The 18087-nt window shown below is 64.4% G+C and carries 12 protein-coding genes; 4 read left to right on the top strand and 8 right to left on the bottom strand.

The genetic code is table 11. The features are described from left to right. Positions 1 to 106: 106 nt before the first annotated feature. Positions 107 to 643: a sigma-70 family RNA polymerase sigma factor gene (locus ASE71_RS11135; protein ID WP_060519968.1), complete on the top strand. Its 537-nt coding sequence runs from the start codon at positions 107 to 109 to the stop codon at positions 641 to 643. Between the two features lie 2 nt (positions 644 to 645). Then, entirely contained in the window at positions 646 to 1284 is a 639-nt protein-coding gene (locus ASE71_RS11130) for an NrsF family protein (RefSeq protein WP_060519966.1), read from the top strand. 254 nt (positions 1285 to 1538) lie between these two features. On the opposite strand, the gene ASE71_RS11125 is transcribed toward ASE71_RS11130, so the two are convergent. After that, a complete protein-coding gene (locus ASE71_RS11125) occupies positions 1539 to 2321 on the bottom strand; it encodes a DeoR/GlpR family DNA-binding transcription regulator (protein WP_413814633.1) in 783 nt (260 codons plus the stop codon). Between the two features lie 248 nt (positions 2322 to 2569). Between ASE71_RS11125 and ASE71_RS11120 the strand changes: the two genes are divergently transcribed. After that, positions 2570 to 5869, top strand: a complete 3300-nt coding sequence (locus tag ASE71_RS11120; protein WP_082566564.1) for an autotransporter domain-containing protein — start codon at positions 2570 to 2572, stop codon at positions 5867 to 5869. 88 nt (positions 5870 to 5957) lie between these two features. Here ASE71_RS11120 and ASE71_RS11115 read toward each other — a convergent pair whose 3' ends face one another. The 7 genes from ASE71_RS11115 to ASE71_RS11085 form a co-directional block, all read right to left on the bottom strand. After that, positions 5958 to 6620: a histidine phosphatase family protein gene (locus ASE71_RS11115; protein ID WP_034790208.1), complete on the bottom strand. Its 663-nt coding sequence runs from the start codon at positions 6618 to 6620 to the stop codon at positions 5958 to 5960. A gap of 88 nt (positions 6621 to 6708) precedes the next feature. Beyond that, complete coding sequence (locus tag ASE71_RS11110; RefSeq protein ID WP_060519962.1) at positions 6709 to 7809, bottom strand: ABC transporter ATP-binding protein; 1101 nt, start codon at positions 7807 to 7809, stop codon at positions 6709 to 6711. Between the two features lie 14 nt (positions 7810 to 7823). Next, positions 7824 to 9533 carry an ABC transporter permease gene (locus tag ASE71_RS11105; RefSeq protein WP_082566563.1) on the bottom strand — a complete coding sequence of 570 codons (1710 nt, stop codon included), beginning with the start codon at positions 9531 to 9533 and terminating at the stop codon, positions 7824 to 7826. A gap of 122 nt (positions 9534 to 9655) precedes the next feature. Continuing rightward, positions 9656 to 10975, bottom strand: a complete 1320-nt coding sequence (locus tag ASE71_RS11100) for an ABC transporter substrate-binding protein (protein WP_060519960.1) — start codon at positions 10973 to 10975, stop codon at positions 9656 to 9658. Positions 10976 to 11134: 159 nt separating this feature from the next. After that, positions 11135 to 12475 (bottom strand): sigma-54-dependent transcriptional regulator, encoded by a 1341-nt coding sequence (locus ASE71_RS11095; protein WP_060519958.1) that lies wholly within the window; start codon positions 12473 to 12475, stop codon positions 11135 to 11137. After that, the gene (locus tag ASE71_RS11090; protein ID WP_060519956.1) at positions 12472 to 14373 is read right to left on the bottom strand and encodes an ATP-binding protein; all 1902 of its coding nucleotides are present in this window, start codon (positions 14371 to 14373) and stop codon (positions 12472 to 12474) included. Before ASE71_RS11090 ends, ASE71_RS11095 begins: the two co-directional genes overlap by 4 nt. Before the next feature lie 2 nt (positions 14374 to 14375). Further along, positions 14376 to 15731 carry an ABC transporter substrate-binding protein gene (locus ASE71_RS11085; protein ID WP_060539374.1) on the bottom strand — a complete coding sequence of 452 codons (1356 nt, stop codon included), beginning with the start codon at positions 15729 to 15731 and terminating at the stop codon, positions 14376 to 14378. A gap of 512 nt (positions 15732 to 16243) precedes the next feature. Between ASE71_RS11085 and ASE71_RS11080 the strand changes: the two genes are divergently transcribed. Further along, positions 16244 to 18058 carry an ABC transporter ATP-binding protein gene (locus ASE71_RS11080; protein WP_060519951.1) on the top strand — a complete coding sequence of 605 codons (1815 nt, stop codon included), beginning with the start codon at positions 16244 to 16246 and terminating at the stop codon, positions 18056 to 18058. Positions 18059 to 18087: the final 29 nt, after the last annotated feature.

Below are 18087 nucleotides of genomic sequence, written 5' to 3'. Positions count from 1 at the left end.
CTTTCGTGATGGGCTTGCGAGGTCGGTCTGAGGAGACAGCGGCCGCGAATTTGAGATAGCCGTGTAACAAACGCCGGGAATCGGCGAATGGGGAGGAAAGGCGCGGGTGAGCGGCGCGGACGACGAACATCTCGCAAGACTTCTCCGCGCGGCCGTGGCCGGCGACGAAAAAGCCTATGCCGACTTCCTGCGGGACGCAGCGCAGGCGATCCGTGGCTGGGCCCGACGTTGGACCATCGGCGGAGGCGTCGATGCCGAGGACGTCGTGCAGGAGGCGCTGCTGGCAGCGCACGTCAAGCGCCACACCTGGCGGGAGGATGCGCCGGTCATACCGTGGCTGCATGCCATTGCCAGGCACAAATACGTCGATGCCGTGCGTCGTCAGGCTCGCCGCCCGACGGTCGGCATCGAGGGGCTTGAAGACACGCTGGCAAGCGTCGAGACGGAAAAGGCCAGGGATTGGGAAATCGGCCGGGCGCTGGAAGGGCTGGCACCTGGGCAGCGCTCAGTGGTCAACGCGATTTCGATCGAGGGTTTCACGGTGGCTGAGACGGCGCAGAAACTGGACATGAATGAAACGGCGGTTCGGGTGGCGCTTCACCGAGGCCTTGCTGCAATCGCCCGCCGATTTGGACGAAACTGACCATGGACACGAACGACCTCATCAAGGCTCTCGCAGCGGACAATCGGCGACCCGGCCTGCCGATGAACACCGTATGGTCCGGCGTCGCCATCGGCGCACTCGTCCTTGCCGGTGTCGTGTTCTCGATCCTGCTCGGGCCGCGGCCGGATATCGCCGCTGCCGCCGAGACGGTGCGGTTCCTGTTCAAATTCGTGGTGACTATCGCGCTCGCCACGGCCGCTTTTGCGGCCATGCGCGTTGCCGCATGGCCCGACGCGGATCCGCGCAAGCTGATGCCCTACCTTGCCGTCGCGCCGGCGCTCGTTGTCGGCGGCGTGTTGCTCGAGCTTCTTGCAGTGCCATCCGGTAGCTGGGTGACGAAACTCGTTGGAACCAACTATTTGGTCTGCATGACCTTCATTCCGCTGATCGGCGTTGCGCCCTTGGCGCTGTTCCTTCTCGCACTGCGCCATGGCGCCCCGTCGCGTCCCGGGCTTGCAGGCGCCCTGGCAGGGCTCGCGGCCGGCGGCATCGCCGCGACCTTCTACGCGGCCCACTGCCCGGACGATTCACCGCTTTTCGTCGCGACCTGGTACACGATCGCGGTCCTCATGCTGACGGTGCTTGGGGCGTTGGGCGGCCGCTGGGCGCTTCGCTGGTAGGGCCGGCCATATGAGCCTTCGCCGGCGTTCAAAACAAAAAAGGCCGGCAATGCCGACCTTTTCCCGCTCGCTGCGTCACACTGCCAGTACATCCGTGGTCAGCGTTTGCGCGCGAACTACGCCCGGAGCCTTCGGTTGATCATGTCCGTCAGGCTCCACGGGCAATTTCCTGATGCCTATGTGTGGTGCCGCACCAAAGGTTTCAAGCCCCTGGCAAGAGATCGCCGCGGGCTTCCATCGCTTCGGCCCTTGCACTAGCAATGAATGCTGACGCCGTGTTCGCGCAGTAGCGAGACGAGACGCTTCTCCGGCAATTCATTGGTTACCAACGCATCGATATCGGCAAGCGAAGCCAGACGCACCAGCGCACGCCGGCCAAACTTGCTGCTGTCGACGGCGAGGATCACCCGCTCGGCCTGGCGCATCGCGGCCGAGACGGCGGCGACTTCGGCATGGTCGTCGTCGCCGATATCGCCGTCCTGATCGATGCCGCTGACCGAGATGATGGCGACGTCGAATTTGAACTTGCGGATATAGTCGGCGGTCTCCTCGCGAAACACGCCGGCATCCACTTGCCGCACGAAGCCGCCGGGCACCGCGACGGCAAAGCTGCTGCTTTCGCTGAGCGTGGTTGCGACGCGCAGACTGTAGGTGACGACACGAAGATCGCGGCGCTTGAGCAGTCCGCGCGCCACCGCTTCGCAGGTCGTGCCGGTGTCGAGGAAGACGGCAGCGCCGTCGGCAACAAGCTCGGCGGTCAGTTGCCCGATGCGTTCCTTCACCTCCGCGTTGTCGATGCGCCGCTGGCGGTAGATGTTGGGATCAACCGGAGTCGCAATGGTCGCGCCGCCGTGCAGGCGCCGCACCTTGCCCTCCTGTTCGAGCGCCATGATATCGCGCCGTGCCGTCTGGGTGGTGACGCCGAACAGGCCGGTGATCTCCTCGATCGAGATATAGTGGTTCTTCTCGAGGTGGCTGAGAAGCTGCGCCTGCCGGCGCGTCTTCTTGTCCCCATCCGAAATATCCCGATCGTCCATCACCCTCATCCTGATTGCCCCTCAGCACGCTTTGCTACCATAGGGCCGACGCCGATCTCCAAGGAAATCAGCGCAGCACCTATGGGCCGCGCGAAATTTTATGGCGCCCCATGAAATGTTGTAAAACTGACATTTGACTCGCTTAATGTCCGTAATCGTACATTTCAGTGAACTCTTCCGCACATCAATACCATCGCCATGAAGGTCTTGTGACGGAGCGTGTTCGCATCGCGACATTGGAGCAAGATATGAGACAACGTGGACACCACCTCCGCGGGGTGCGGGCTTTTGCGCGCCTTGCGCAACCGTTGCGCCTGGCGACGGCGATCCTTCTGTGCGGAACGAGCCTGACGCTCTCGGCGGCCGAGGCGCGCTCCGCCGACGACAGCATGAAGATCCTGACGCTCAACACCTGGCTGGACCGCTTCAAGGCCAACCCGAGCGTGATGTCGGACTTCTTCATCAAGGGGAACTACGACATCCTGACCTTCCAGGAGTTCCGCGCCAACAGCACCTACGCACGCGACATTCCCGGCATCCTGAAGAATGCGGGCCTTGGCACCTACGCGACGCGTCAGGACAGCGATACCGGCGTGTTCTCGCGTCTCCCCGGCACCTTCGGCGCCAGCACACTCGGCGACATCGTGACCTACACGGTGGCCGATCCGACCGTCAGCAAGCCGCAGGTGGTCGTCGGCACCACTCACCTCAACTATTACGACCCGCCGACGACCCGCATCAGCGAGGCCAAGGGCATCAATCAATGGGCGAAGTCCGAGACGCGGCCGATCATCCTCACCGGTGATTTCAATGCCGGCGATGTCTCGGAACGCGGCCTGCATTCGATCAGCCAGCAGGAATTGCTGCTGAAGACCTACGTCAAGAGCCCGAGCAACAGCTTCTATCTGAGCCTCTTGCGCGACTATGCCAAGGATCAGCAGAAGCTAGATGCCTATATCGCCGAGTGGAAGGGCAAGAGTGCTTCGGCGATCAACGGCTCGACGGTTCCCTCTGGCCTCTTCGCCGACGAGATGTACCCGGTTGCCGGCAACCTGCCGCAGACGATGAACATCCTGAAGAAGCAGTTCCAGATCTTGCAGCTTCCAAACGAGCGCGAGCAGTTCTCGCCGCATGGCTTGAACGACGGCAGTGTCACCTGGCCGTCGCACGGCGAAGACGCCACCAACACCTGGGCAAGCTGGCACCGGGTCAAGATCGATCACTTCCTGGCGTCTCGTCCTTTCGGCAAGTGGTGGACGCTCGCCGACGATCCGAAGGATCCCTATTCGGGCGTCATCACCGACGTCAGCTACGTGACCAATCCGGATGGATCGAAGACGCCGCTTTCGGACCACGAGCCGGTTGCGCACACGGTGCGCTGGGTCGGTCCGGTGCTGCAGAACTACACGGATCCGGCGACAGCGACGGCCAGGACCCGGATCGTCTGGGGCGATGAAGCATCGACCTTCGCCGAGAAGGGCAAGGTCTTCAACCTTAGCCGCAACAACATGCGCAACGACGTCTATCTCGGCCAGATCGCCGACGAGAACGGCCTGCCAATTCTGGCCGGTCTGACCGACCAGGAGAAGAAGACGCTGCTTGATTGCAAGAGCAGCGATCCGCGCTTCCAGCAGGCGATCCGCGACTATTGCATCGACGATCATTCGTTCATCGGCGAAACGCTGGTGACCGACGGAGGTACCGTTGTCGTCGAAGAGGACGCTGCGCTTGGCAGCGCAGCAGCGAAACTGAGGCTCGATGGCGGGGCCCTCAGGATCGCCGGTCGCGACATGCATCAGATCGACCGCGATATCGTTCTCGAAGGTGCCGGTGGCGCGCTCGACGTGGCGGACGCCGCCAACGTGGTTGCCGTCAACAAGGCGATCAGCGGCAGCGGCGGTCTCACCAAGCTCGGCCCCGGCGCGCTCGTGCTTAACGGCCAGAACACCTATACCGGCGCGACCGTGGTCAAGTCCGGCCTGCTTTCGGTGCAAGGGTCGATCGCCTCGTCTTCAGCGCTCACCATCGAAAAGGACGGCGCCATCGGCGGCATCGGGACGTTCGGCAGCATCACGATTGCCGACGGCGGCGTGATTGCCCCCGGCAATTCGATCGGCACGCTCAACGTTGCCGGAGATATTAATTTTGCAGCGGGCTCGACCTATGAGGTCGAGGCCAACGACAAGGGCGAGAGCGACAAGATCGTCGCGTCAGGCAAGGCGACGCTCAATGGCGGCTCTGTCCTGGCGCTCGCAGCCAATGGCAGCTATGCGCCGCAGACCAACTACACGATCCTGACGGCGGCCGGCGGCGTGACCGGTACCTTTGCCGACGTCGCATCGAGCCTCGTCTTCCTCGATCCGACGCTCGGCTACGACGCCAACAACGTGACGCTGACACTCAGCCGCAACGACATCCGCTTCGCGGATGTCACGGAAACCGCCAACCAGCGGGCAACGGCGATCGCCGCTGAAAGCCTCGGCTTCTCCAATGCAGCCTATTCGGCGCTCACCAACCTCGACCGCGCGCAGGCGCGTTTTGCCTTCGACCAGCTCTCGGGTGAAATCTATGCCTCGACCAAGGGTATGTTGCTGCAGGACGGCCTGCTCCTGAACGCTGCAGCCACCAACCGCATCCGCGCGGCTTTCGGCGATGACAGCACCAAGGCGACGCCAGTGCTTGTCTATGGCGAAGGCGGCATCGAAAGCGTTGCTGCCGATACGGACCGCTTCGCCTTCTGGAGCCAGGCCTTCGGCACCTGGGGCGATACGGATGGCAACGGCAATGCGGCGGGCTTCCAGCGTAACGTCGGCGGCTTTCTCATGGGCGCCGATGGCCTCGTCGGCGATAACTGGCGCGCCGGTCTCTTCGGCGGCTACAGCCGCTCGTCCTTCGATGTGGTCGACCGTCGTTCCTCCGGGGACAGCGACAACTACCACATCGGTGCCTATGCCGGGACCGGGCTTGGCGCGCTGTCGCTGACAGCGGGTGCGACCTATAGCTGGCATCGCATCGAAACGACGCGCAGCGTGTCCTTCGGCGGTTTCGACGACAGCCTGTCGGCGGCCTATGACGCCCGCACCGCCCAGATCTTCGGCGAGGCGAGCTATGCCGCGAGTGCCGGTCGCTTCGATTTCGAAGGCTTCGCCAATCTCGCCTATCTCAACCTCGACACGGACGGTTTCCGTGAAAAGGGCGGGGCAGCGGCGCTCTCCGGCCGCTCGAACAACAACGACACGACCTTCACGACGATTGGCGTGCGCACCTCGACCGACGTTTCTTTCGGCGAAACGGCGGCGGTTCTGAGTGGCACCGTCGGCTGGCGCCATGCCTTCGGCGATGTCGTGCCGACCTCCACGCTTGCCTTTGCCGGCGGCCAGGGCTTTACCGTCGGCGGTGCGCCGATTGCCCGGGATGCGGCACTCGTCGAAGCGGGCATCGACTTCAAGATCGCTCCGGCCGCGACCTTCGGCGTCAACTACACCGGCCAGATCGCCTCAGGCGTTTCCGACAACGGCGTCAACGCCAAGCTGAAGGTGAGTTTCTGAGGCGGCAACACATCGCTCTGAACATCGAACGCCGCGCATGGTTTCCATGCGCGGCGTTTCTTTGGGTTGGTTGCGGCGGCCTTGTCGATCAGATCCAGACGGTCCTTCCTGCGCCATCGCAGCCAAGGGCGCGCAGGATGTTGAGGGGCACGTCGAGCATGGTCTCGCGACCCGCGGTCAGAAGGAACGAGGCGGTCTGCGGCTCGCGATAGGCAAGAATCTCGTCGCGCGAGGCGGCGGTGTAGATGCCGCGCAGGGCCCTGAGGCAACCGCTATGGGTGACGACGACATGGCGGCGGCCGCGGTCGAGCGTGTCGAGCCAGGCCTGAAGGCGCGCTGAAAGCGCCGTCCGGCTTTCGCCGCCCGGCATCGAATAGTCGAACGGGTCGGCGCTGTGCGCATCGTACTGATCGGCAAGATCGCGCTCGATCTCGTCATGGGCCAGCCCTTCCCAGGCGCCATAGGAGCGTTCGGCAAGGGCAGCCGCCTCGGCAAAACGATCGAAGGGGATCGACCAGGTGTCGGCGAGGATCGATGCGGTCTGGCGGGCGCGGCCGAGCGGGCTCACCCAGAAGGTCAGGTTCTTTTCTTCCTCGGCGATCCGTTCGGCAAGGCGCAGGCCGACGGCGAGTGCCTGGCGCACGCCATTGGCGGTCAGCGGCGTGTCCTTGCGGCCCTGCAGGCGGCCGGCGACGTTCCATTGGGTTTCGCCGTGGCGGATGAGGATGAGGCTTGGAAGATCTCTTTTCATGCGGAACTCGGGTGTCAGCGATCTGGCGCTGCTTGAAATGGGGAAGCTCGCGCCCGCCGGCGAGACCGGCGGACGCGCGTCGTATGCTCTAGTGGGCGAGCCATTGCGCCGACGACGGCTTGAGGCCGAGCGTCGTCGTCGCGCCGGGTTCGAGAAGCGCGTCGCCGGAATGGAACGGCGCGTCGATCAGCACCGTCGCCGCCCCAATCCTGACACCATAGCGCACGGTCGCGCCCAGGAACTCGCGATGCGCGATGATGCCCTCGAGCGCGACGGCGCCGGGCTCGAGGCTGCCGATCGTCGCATATTGCGGCCGGAAGACGAGCTTGGCGCCTTCGGGGACCTCGGTCCCCGAAGGGATCGGGATGGAGCCGCCGCCCACGACCTCGAAGCTTCTGGCAGCGCCGCTGCCGGCCACCTTGCCGTCGAGAATGTTGGCCGTGCCGAGGAAGTTGGCGACGAAGAGGTTGGCCGGCTTCTCGTAGAGCCCCATCGGCGTTCCCACCTGCTGGATGCTGCCCTCGTTGAAGACGGCGATCCGGTCGCAGACGGTGTTGGCCTCTTCCTGGTCGTGGGTGACGAAGATCGTCGTCAGTTGCAGCCGCTGCTGCAACTCGCGCAGCTCGCGCCTGACTTCGACACGCATCTTGGCGTCGAGGTTGGACAGCGGCTCGTCGAGCAACAGCACCTTCGGTTCGATCGCGATGGTGCGGGCGAGCGCCACGCGCTGCTGCTGGCCGCCGGAAAGTTGCGACGGGCGGCGATCAGCGAGGTGCTTGAGGCCGACGAGGTCCAGCGCCGCCTTGACCCGACGGTCGACCTCGGCGCGTGGCAGGCGCCGTTCTTCAAGGCCGAAGGCGACATTGGCGGCGACCGTCATGTGCGGCCAGAGCGCGTAGGACTGGAAGACCATGCCGATGTCGCGCTTCCATGCGGGCATGTCGAGCACGTCCTGCCCGCCGATCACGACCTTGCCCTGACGGGCGTTGTTGAAGCCGGCGATCAGCCGCAAAAGCGTGGTCTTGCCGCAGCCGGACGGGCCGAGAAAGGCGAAGAATTCCCCCGGCTGTATTTCGAGATTGATGTTCTTCAGGACGTGCAGCGCGCCGTAGTAGAGATTGACGTCACTGATGCTGATCGCCTTGGCGGGGCCGGCGGCGAGTGCGGCGCTGTTGATGTTCACTGTCATTGTTTCCTCCCGAATTATTTTGCCGTCCCGAGCGCCTTCTGGCGGCGCTCGATGACGTAGTGGGACAGGAGCGTGCAGAGCGCGACCATGATCACGGCGATGACGCCGAGGGCCGCACCCGGACCGCGACCGGCCGGCGATTGCATGAAGACGTAGAGCCCGTAGGCGATCGGCGCGTCCGAATTGCTCTGGATCAGCATCAGCGTCGCCGAGAGCTCGACGGCGGCCGTCGAGAAGCTGGTGACGAAACCGGCAAGCAGGCCGCCGGTCATCAGCGGCAAGACGATGCGGCGGATGGTCCGCTGCTTGGTCGCGCCGAGGTTTTCGGCGGCTTCTTCGAGCGATTCCGACACCTGTTGCAGGGCGGCGTAGCAGGCCCTCAGCGCATAAGGCAGGCGGCGGATGGCAAGCGCCAAAACCACCATGACCCAGAGCGTTGCAAGCGGTGTACCGTCGGGCAGCGTGATGCCGTAGAAGGTCCGGAGATAGCCGATGCCGAGCACGACGCCGGGGATCGCGAGCGCTGCGGTGGCCGCCCAATCGAGCCAGCGGCGGCCGACGACCTTGGTGCGCAGCACCAGATAGGCGATGGCGCCGCCGATCATCACGTCGATCAGGCCGGCAAGGCTGGCGTAGATCAGCGTGTTCTTGATGTAGAGCGAGCTTTCGCCGAAGACGCGGCCGTAATGCGCAACGGTATAGGCGTCCGGCAGCGGGCTGAACGACCAGACCGTTGCGAAGGACAGCAGCAGCAGGCCGATGTGTGGCGAGAGCACCAGGAGAAGGATCAGAGCGACGACGCCATAGGCGATGACGCTTTCGCCGCGGCTGAGCTTGCGCCTGGAAAGGCCGCCGCCGCCACGCTGCACGGTCGAATAGTCCTTGCCGCGCATGGCGACCGCCGAAAGCCACATGGCGAAGATCGAGACCGCGATGAGGATGACCGAGATGACGTAGCCCATCGGGTCGGTGAGGCCGACGGAGGTGACGCGGAGATAGGCCTGCGGCGCCAGCATGTCCTTGACGTTGAGGAGCAGCGGTGTCGCCAGATCGTCGAAGACCTTGACGAAGACGAGCGACGCGCCGGCGAGATAGCCGGGCATGGCAAGCGGAAAGACGATGCGACGGAAGAGCCGGAAGCCGGAGGAGCCGAGGTTCTGGGCAGCTTCCTCCATCGACCGGTCGATATTGCGCAGGCTGGTCGACAGGTTGATCAGGATGAAGGGGAAATAGTGCAGCGACTGCACGAAGATGACGCCGTTCAGCCCCTCCATGAAGGGGATGCGGATGCCGAACCAGTCGTTGAGAAGCAGGTTCACCGTGCCGTTGCGGCCGAAGAGAAGCTGCATCGCCACCGCGCCGACGAAGGGCGGCATGATCAGGGGCACGAAGCCGAGCGTCTGGATGATGAGCGAGCCGCGGAAGTCGAAGCGGGTCGTGAGCACCGCGAGCGGCAGCGCAATGGCACTCGCCCAGACGACCGACATGCCGGACACATAGACCGAATTGAAGAAGGACCGGCGGAAGAGGTCGGTGTTGAAGAAGTCGATGAAGTTGACGATGGTCAGCGCACCGGTGCCCTTCTCGGTAAAGGCGGTGTAGATGACCGTGCCGGCGGGGATGACCAGGAAGATCGTCAGGAACAGGGCGATCACCGAGACCGCCAGGATCTGGCCTGGTTTGGCCACGGCGGGCCTGATGGGAACGGAAGCGACGAGCGCCATGGGGCAGACTCCGGAGTGAGTTCGGCCAGCCGGGCGCGCGCAAGGCGCGCCAAGGTCGGCGAAGCTATGATGTTTTGGGAGCATGACCGCCCGCCAGTCGGGCAGGCGGTCGCTGTCGCGCGTTAGTCGACGAGGTTCAGGGCTTCTTCAGCCTTGGCCTTGGCGGCGGCATATTTCTCCGTCGCGAACGCGGCCCACTTCTGCTCCAGTTCCGCCTGGCGTGCGGTCTTCTCTTCGCCGCCGGTAAAGGCGTCGCGCGTTTCCTTGCTGGCTGCCTCCTCCGCCGTGATCGGCATGGCGGCAGCCAGGACCTTGGCTTCGTCAAGAAGCGCGCGGGCCGCCGGCTGTTCGTTGGCAGCGAGCGCCTTTTCGGCCGCATGGATCGCCTGGGTGGCGCCCTTCAGGTTTTCGAGCTGGAAGGAGATGAGCTGGTCGAACAGCGTGTCGACGACGTCGGTGCGCTTCTTCGAAACGTCGCTGTCAAAGGTGATCATCGACTGGAAGCGCGGATCCTTGAAGGGGTTCGGGAAGCCTTCGGGCGCCTTGGCGTAGAGCGCCGGGTTGATCGGCAGGCGACGGATCGCCGGCTCGAGCAGGACTTCCTGGCCCTTCTCCGACAGGATGTAGTTGACGAAGGCCTCGGCGCCGGCCTGGTTCGGGGCATTGGCGACGATGCCGATATTGGCCGGCACGACTGTCGTGACCGAAGGATAGGCGAAGCTCACCGGGAAGCCGCTTGCCTGAGCCGAGAAGGCGAAGAAGTCGATGACGATGCCGATGCCGGTCTGGCCTGAGTTGACGGCGTCGGGAACGCCGAAGGAGCGCTCGGTTACCTGCTGCAGGTTGCCGCCGATGCCCTTGAGCGTGCCCCAGCCCTTGTCCCAGCCTTCGCCCTGCAGGATCGTCTCGATCGTCAGGTGGGTGGTGCCGGAGCGCGACGGGGCGGCGATGGCGACGTGGTCAAAGTATTCCGGCTTGGCGAGGTCGCCCCATTCGGCCGGCTTCGGCAGGTTGTTGGCTTCCAGATAGCGGTCGTTCGACATGATGCCGTAGCCCGACGCGGCAAAGCCGAAGTAGAAGCCGTCCGGATCGTTGACCGGATAGGAGCCGACTTTTTCGGGCAGGCCCGTCACCGACGGGGTGAACTTGGCCAGGAGTTCCTTGCTCTTCAGGCTGTCGAAGGCGTCAGGCGCCGACGCCCAGAACAGGTCGACCTGGTTGTTGACCTTGGTCTCGTCGATGTATTTCACGCCCGAGCTGGTGCTCTTGTTCTGGACGTCGAGGGTAAAGCCGGGATTGGCGGCCTCGAAGCCCGCCTTGAACGGATCGGTCACGTCCTTGGAGAACGAAGTGACGATCGTCACCTTGCCGCCGTCCTGGGCGTGGGCCGTCACGATAAAGGCAGCCGACATCAGCATCGCTGCTGCGATGGTTTTCAACATAGGTATCTCCTCCCAATAGACCGCCAGTGCTTGGCGGCTGTCCTATTGAGAGCAAGGCCCGTGCCAGATCGAAAAACCCCGCAAAACCAGCCAGTTTCACGTCGGAATGGGTAAGAAGGGTAACATCGGGGCGGGCGAGGCGGGGTCAAAAGGGTAACATTACCCCTCGTCGCCATCGCCCCGGGCGTCGATGTCGAACTTGCGCATCTTCAGATAGAGCGTCTTGCGGGAAATGCCGAGCGCATCGGCGGTCGCACCCACGCGGCCCTCATGTCTGGCGAGACTGTTGATGATGATGGTCCGCTCCAGCCGGTCCATCTGCGCTTCCAGCGTCTCGCCGCCTGCGGTCGTGCCTTCGGTGTCCGGGCGCTCTTCGAGCCCGAGCACGAAGCGTTCCGCGACATTGCGCAGTTCACGCACGTTGCCGGGCCAGGGCCGGGCGTTGAGATCGGCCAGCAGATCGACGCCGACCGGCGGCGCAGTGCGCCCCTGGCGCTTTGCGGCAAGGCTGAGGAAGTGCTGGAACAGAAGGCCGACATCGCCCTTGCGGCGCGCGAGCGGCGGCAGTTCGACCCGGGCGATGTCGAGGCGGTAGGCGAGGTCTTCGCGGAATTCTCCCCGCCGCGCGGCATCGTGCAGGTCGGCTTTCGTTGCCGCCACCACACAGATGTTGACTGGCAGTTCGACGTTCGATCCGAGCCGTTCGATGACGCGCTCCTGCAGGACGCGTAGCAGCCGCACCTGGGCTGCGATCGGCATGGACTCGATCTCGTCGAGAAACAGCGTGCCGCCATCGGCATATTCGATCTTGCCGATGCGCTTTTCGCGCGCGCCGGTAAAGGCGCCGGCCTCATGGCCGAAAAGCTCGGATTCGAGCATGGTCTCAGGGATGGCGCCGCAGTTGACGGCGACGAAACGGCCCTCGCGGCCGCTGAAATCGTGCAGCGCCCTTGCGGTCACTTCCTTGCCGGTGCCGGTATCGCCGATGATCAGCACGTCGGCGGAGGCGGCAGCGATGCGCTGCAGCTTTTCGCGAAGCGCCACCATCGGCGCCGAATGGCCGATCAGCCGCGTCTCCCAGCCGTCCTTGTCGACGGAGAGGCGCAGCTGCCGATTTTCCAGCAGCAGGCGACGGTGATCGCGGGCCCGGCGCACGGTTTCGATCAGGTGCACCGGATCGGCTGGCTTCTCCAGGAAATCCCAGGCACCTTCGCGCATCGCACGCAGCGCCATCGGGATATCGCCATGTCCGGACATCAGCACGATCGGGATATCGGGATCGACCTTGCGCACGGCGGCGACCAGGTCGAAGCCGTCATGATCGGGCATGCGCACATCCGAGACGATGACGGTGTCGCTGTCGGCGCGAAGGCCGGCGAGCGCCGCGACGACGGAACCGTGCGGGGAGACTGTGAAGTCCTCCAGTTCCAACACCTGGCAGCAGGCCTCAAGCACGCTGGCGTCGTCGTCTATCAGGATGATGTCCGCTTCCGGTCTCATTCCGGGCCTTTCAGGGATACGAGGAATCGTGTGCCGGCCGGGCCGGTGTCGAGGATCGTGATGTCGCCGCCAAAATCCTTGACGATGTTGTAGGAGATCGACAGGCCGAGACCGAGCCCCGAGCCTACCGGCTTGGTGGTGAAGAAGGGATCGAACACGGCTGGCAGGCTTTCCGCGGCGATGCCGTGCCCGGTATCGCCGACGATCAGCCGGGCGACGCCGCCGGTGACTTCAACGCTGACGGTCACGCGCCGAAGTGGCTGGCCAGCGACGGCGTCGAGCGCGTTGCCGACGAGATTGACGGCGACTTGCTCGAGCCGGACCGGTTCGGCCATGACCATTGCCGAACTGTCCAGCGGCAACGAAAGATCGAGGGCGACGTTCTCCTCCTCGAAACGGTGTTCGAGCAGGCTGAGGGCGTCCCGCACCGCCGCGGTGAGATCGACCGGCCGCAGCTGCGCGTCCGGCCGCCGGGCAAAGCGGCGGATATGACTGATCTGGTCTGCCATGCGTCCCGTCAGCCCCTTCATCTTGTCGAGGTTGTTGACGGCCTGCTCGCCCTTGCCGCGGCCGATTAGAGTGGCGGCGCTGTGAATATGGGCGCGAAGGGCGGCTAGAGGCTGATTGAGTTCGTGGCCGATGCCGGCCGCCATCTGGCCGAGGGCCGCAAGCTTTGCCGACTGGATCAGCTCGTCGCGGGTCTGGCGAAAGAGGGTGAGCGCACGCGAGAGGTCGCCGAGTTCGTCGGCCTCGGGCGGCGGGATCGCCGTGGAGTGCCGGCCCCCGCTGATCGCGCCGGCGGCCGTCGCCAGCAGGCGGATACGGGCAATGAGGTTGCGGTGGACGTAGAAATAGCCGATCGCGCTTGCGACGAGCACCGAGAGAATGGCGATCGCGACCAGCAGGCTTCGCCCGGTCTCGATTGCCGCAGCCGCGCGCCGGGCGGCGTCCCCGGCGCTTGCCTCGATCGCGATCACTTCCGTTTCGATCTTGCGGCCAAGCTCCTCGACGAGCCGGCCGTTTTCGCCGGCAAGTTCGGCAAGTGTGCTGGCCTGCAGCATTTCCGAGCGCTTGCGATTGGGTATGCCCGTCGAGGCGTTGGACTGGTCGAGAATGCGCCCGGCAAGCTGCCGAACGGTGATGCTGTCGGGCCAGCTGTCGAGCGAGCGGATGCGGCTTGCCAGTTCGTCGGCGCTATCGCCGAGGAAGGCGTTGGTCTCCTGCATTTCCTCTTCGGTCGTGGCGTTGACCAGCCGACCGATGAGGCCTGTCGCAAGGTTCGCCTGGGAGACGACGGTCAGCAGCGCTTCGCTCTTGTGCTGTTCGGCGAGTGCGGCCGCACCCTGACCCTTGCGGGTCTCCGCTTCGATGTTGAAGCGGATGTCGTCGACCAACGGATCGGCTTCTTCCAGAAGATCGGCCTGGACCCAGCGCAACTCGTCGATGTCCGACCGCATCGCCTCGCGCAGCGTGAAGCGCTTGCCCGCGGCAAGGTCGATCTTTTTCAGATTGGTGCCGATGGCCTCGGCGAGCGGCAGCAGCGCCGCCGTGCTCGACTGCGCCGTGTTTTCTTCGAGCAGGGCGCGAAGGGTCTGGAGGCGCGTCGCGTAGACGGCGCGGATCTCGTCGTACTCGGTGCGGCTTTCGGCGCCGGCAAGTACCGACGTCACGGAGCCGATGTCGGCCCCGGCCTTGGAGAGTCGCGACGCGAAGGCGAGCTGCGGCATCTGCTCATCCGCCATGCGCGACAGTTCGCCCGACAGCCGCTCGTAGGAAAGCCAACCGACCAGGCAGGCGCCGACAGCGAGCCCGACGATCGCGACAAAGGCCAGCACGAGGCGGGCGCCGATGCCGAAGCGCCAGCGCGGCTGCTGTGCGGTCGTTTCGAGAACCGCCATCGTCACTGCCGCCACGGATGGAGATTGACGGGACCGCCAGATCGCGCCGCCGAGGACAGCAGCTGCTCCGCCTCGTTGAGGTTCTGTTCGATCAGTGCGCGCAGGCGGCTCGCGAGTTCTGCGTGGGCAGGGGAGCGGGCGACGCCGCGGGGCCATTCGCCTTGCAGGGCCTCAGCAACATTGGCGACTTCGCTTGCCGAAAGCGGAGGCTGACCCAACAGCCGCCGCGCCCGAGCCAGCATGCTCAGCCGTTGCCCGTCTTCGATGTTCATCGCCTCCAGATCCGCGGCCCTCTTCCACAGGCGGGCAAGGGCTGCCCGGCGGCGCACGATATAGTCGTCGAAAATCAGATTGACGAGGCCATATCTGCGCGCCGACAGGGCGGCGTCGAAGCCGCCGGATTTCAGCAGGCGCTCGCCGTCTTCCTGCGGCAGCAGGCCGCTGTTGAGCGCCGGATTGACGGGAATACGGGCGATTGCCGGCGACAGCAGGAGTTTCTGGCCAGCCTCCGAAAGCACGAAATCGACGAAGCGTTCGGCTCCCGGCACGTTGCGCGCCCGGGACAGAATGCCGATGCTTGCCGGCACGAACACGGTGTCGGGCGGCAGGACGAAGACATTGCCGGCGCCGGCGAAATCCGGCGAGGTGGCGAGGAAATCGATGGTGATGCCGATGCTGAAGCGCCGCTGCGCCACGCCCGAAGCAACCCCGAAGCTGCGGGCGGTAACCGTTGAGAGATTGCCGCCGAGCTGCGACAGCATCGCCCAGCCTTTCTCCCAGCCGTAGGTTTGCAGCAAGGCTTCGACGATCAGGTGCGTCGTGCCCGAGCGGGAAGGCGTGGTGATGCCGATCTGGCCGGAATAGACGGGGTTCAGCAGATCTTGCCAGTCCTCCGGCACGGGCAGTTTGCTCCGGGCGAGATGGGCGGGATTGTAGACGAAGCCGTAGCCCGACAGCGCGAAGCCCAGATAGTAGCCCTGTGGGTCGTTCACGGGATAACCGAAGACATGATCCGGTGCGCCGGTGTTGCGTGGCGCGATCGGGCGTAGGCTTCCGTTGCGTTTCAAGAGCTCGAAGGCATCGGCCGCCGAGGCCCAGAAGATGTCGGCCGGCACGTCCGCCTTCTCAATGACGAAGCGGCTGGCGCTCGCGGTGTTGCGCTGCACGATCGTCACGCGCATGTCGGCATTGGCGCGTTCGAAAGCGGCGCGAAAGGGCTCGAAGAAGGAGGGCGGGTAGGAGGTGACCACCACGAGTTCCTGCTTCTCGACAGCACGCGCGGGCCCTGCAAACGCCATGAAGCCAAGGGTGATCAGCGGCAGCAGTGCCGCGACGATATCGAACCGGAACCTTGTCAATTCACTCCCACCGCGCATCGCCGTCCGGTCATTGCCGGTGCCGGTTGCCGCGGACCCTCCCCAAGATGCCGCCGTTTCGTGCATGCACGGTCGGCGATCGCGGCGTACTCTGCTACGAAGAGCCCACCGCCGTAAACCCCGGGAGGCATGTCGGAGACTGTTGCAAACAGGTCGCAGCCGCGACGATTGGCGCCATGGCAAGATTTCTGCACTTGGCGGTTGCGCGCGATTCGCCTATAGGTCGTCTTCCGGCAACCAATCAGGGAGGTTTCAAAAGATGCCAGCTTTTTCTTTCTCCCTACGGGGCGGCGTGCAGTCTTGAACTGGGCCGGGAAGGGCATTTTCGCCTTTTCGTCTTTTCCAGGTCGGATTTCGTTTCGCTGACCTTGGCCCTTCCTCTCCGGAGGATTCGGTCACTCCAATGATGCCGCATCGGAAGCTGGGTTCCTTTTAACGGCATATTCCATTCTGATCTTGTTTGAGGCCGATGCGTCGCGCATCGGGCGATTGTTATGGCTTTTACTCGTATTGACCTGCGCGGCGGTGCGTTCCGCAGCGTTCTTGGATTCACCTGGTCTCACTGGAAAGCGCAGCCGCTGCGCATCAGCGTCATTCTCGGCATGGTTCTCTTGTCGACCCTCGCTGACGTCCTGACGCCGCTCTATTCGGGCCGGCTCGTCGATGCCGTCGTTTCCGGTGTGGCGACCGATCAGCTTGCCTGGGATGCGGCGCTTGCCGCCTTCTGGATGCTGATGGCGCTGTCGCTCGGTGCGATCATTCTCAGGCACCTCACCTTCCTGGGGGTCACCGATCTGACCCTCAAGATGATGACCGACATCGCGTCGGCTGCCTTCTACCGCATCCAGCGCTTCTCGACCGACTGGCATGCCAACAGCTTTGCCGGATCGACGGTTCGCAAGGTGACCCGCGGCATGTGGGCGCTCGATCTCTTGAACGACACCTTGCTCGTCGCCCTGTTTCCGTCCGTCGTGATGCTGGTCGGATCGACAATCCTGATGTCGTTCTACTGGCCGATGATGGGCGTCATCATCGGGATCGGGTCGATCGTCTTCATCCTGATGACGATCGTACTGTCGCTCGGTTACGTCGCGCCGATGGCAAGCCTTGCCAACCGGTGGGACACCAAGCTCGGCGGGGCGCTCGCCGATGCCGTGAGCTGCAACATCGTCGTCAAGGGTTTTGGCGGCGAAAGCCGCGAGGACGCACGCCTTGCCAAGGTGCTCGCCAAATGGCGTGACCGTACGCGCCGCACCTGGATCCGCGGCACGACAAACGGCACGTCGCAGGGCGCCATGCTGCTCATCCTGCGCGCGGCGGTGATCGGCTTTGCGCTGTTCCTCTGGTCGAAAGGCCAGGCGACGGCCGGCGACATCACCTTCGTGCTTACCTCGTTCTTCATCCTGCAGGGTTATCTGCGTGAAGTCGGGCAGCACATCCGCAACCTGCAGCGCTCGATCAACGACATGGAAGAGCTTGTCGACATCCATGGCCAGTCGCTCGGCATCGACGACAAGGCGGATGCCAAGCCGATCCGCATCACCGACGGCCGCATCGAGTTCAAGGATGTGACGTTCCACTACGGTGCGCACCGCAAGCCACTCTACGACCGCTTCTCGGTGACGATCCGGGAGGGCGAACGCGTCGGTCTTGTCGGGCACTCAGGTTCGGGCAAGACGACCTTCGTCAAGCTGATCCAGCGTCTGCATGACCTGAAGGCCGGCGAGATCCGGATCGATGGTCAGGACATCGCATCGGTGACGCAGACGTCGCTGCGCCAGCAGATCGCGATCGTCCAGCAGGAGCCGATCCTGTTCCATCGCTCTCTGTCGGAGAACATCGCCTATGCGCGGCCGGACGCCACGCAGAGCGAGATCGAGAAGGCGGCAAGGCTTGCGAGCGCCCACGACTTCATCACGGCTCTGCCGAAAGGCTACGGCACGCTGGTGGGCGAACGCGGGGTCAAGCTCTCGGGCGGCGAGCGCCAGCGCATCGCCATTGCCCGCGCGTTCCTCGCGGACGCGCCGATCCTGATCCTCGACGAGGCGACATCGAGCCTCGATTCGGAATCGGAAGTGCTGATCCAGCAGGCGATGGAGCGGCTGATGCTTGGGCGCACGACGCTCGTCATCGCGCACCGGCTCTCGACGGTGCGGGCGCTCGACCGGCTGCTGGTCTTCGACCACGGCCGGATTGCCGAGGAGGGCACGCACGACGCGCTGATCCGCCTCGACGGTGGCATCTACCGCGGTCTCTTCGAGCGCCAGGCGCTGGAGCTGACCAAGGGGTTGGTGCTGAACGACCAGTAAGGCTTTGACGCCACCTGAAACCATCGCCG

The organism is Ensifer sp. Root954, assembly GCF_001429005.1.
Taxonomy (GTDB): domain Bacteria; phylum Pseudomonadota; class Alphaproteobacteria; order Rhizobiales; family Rhizobiaceae; genus Ensifer; species Ensifer adhaerens.
This window is presented reverse-complemented; position numbering and strand designations above follow the sequence as displayed.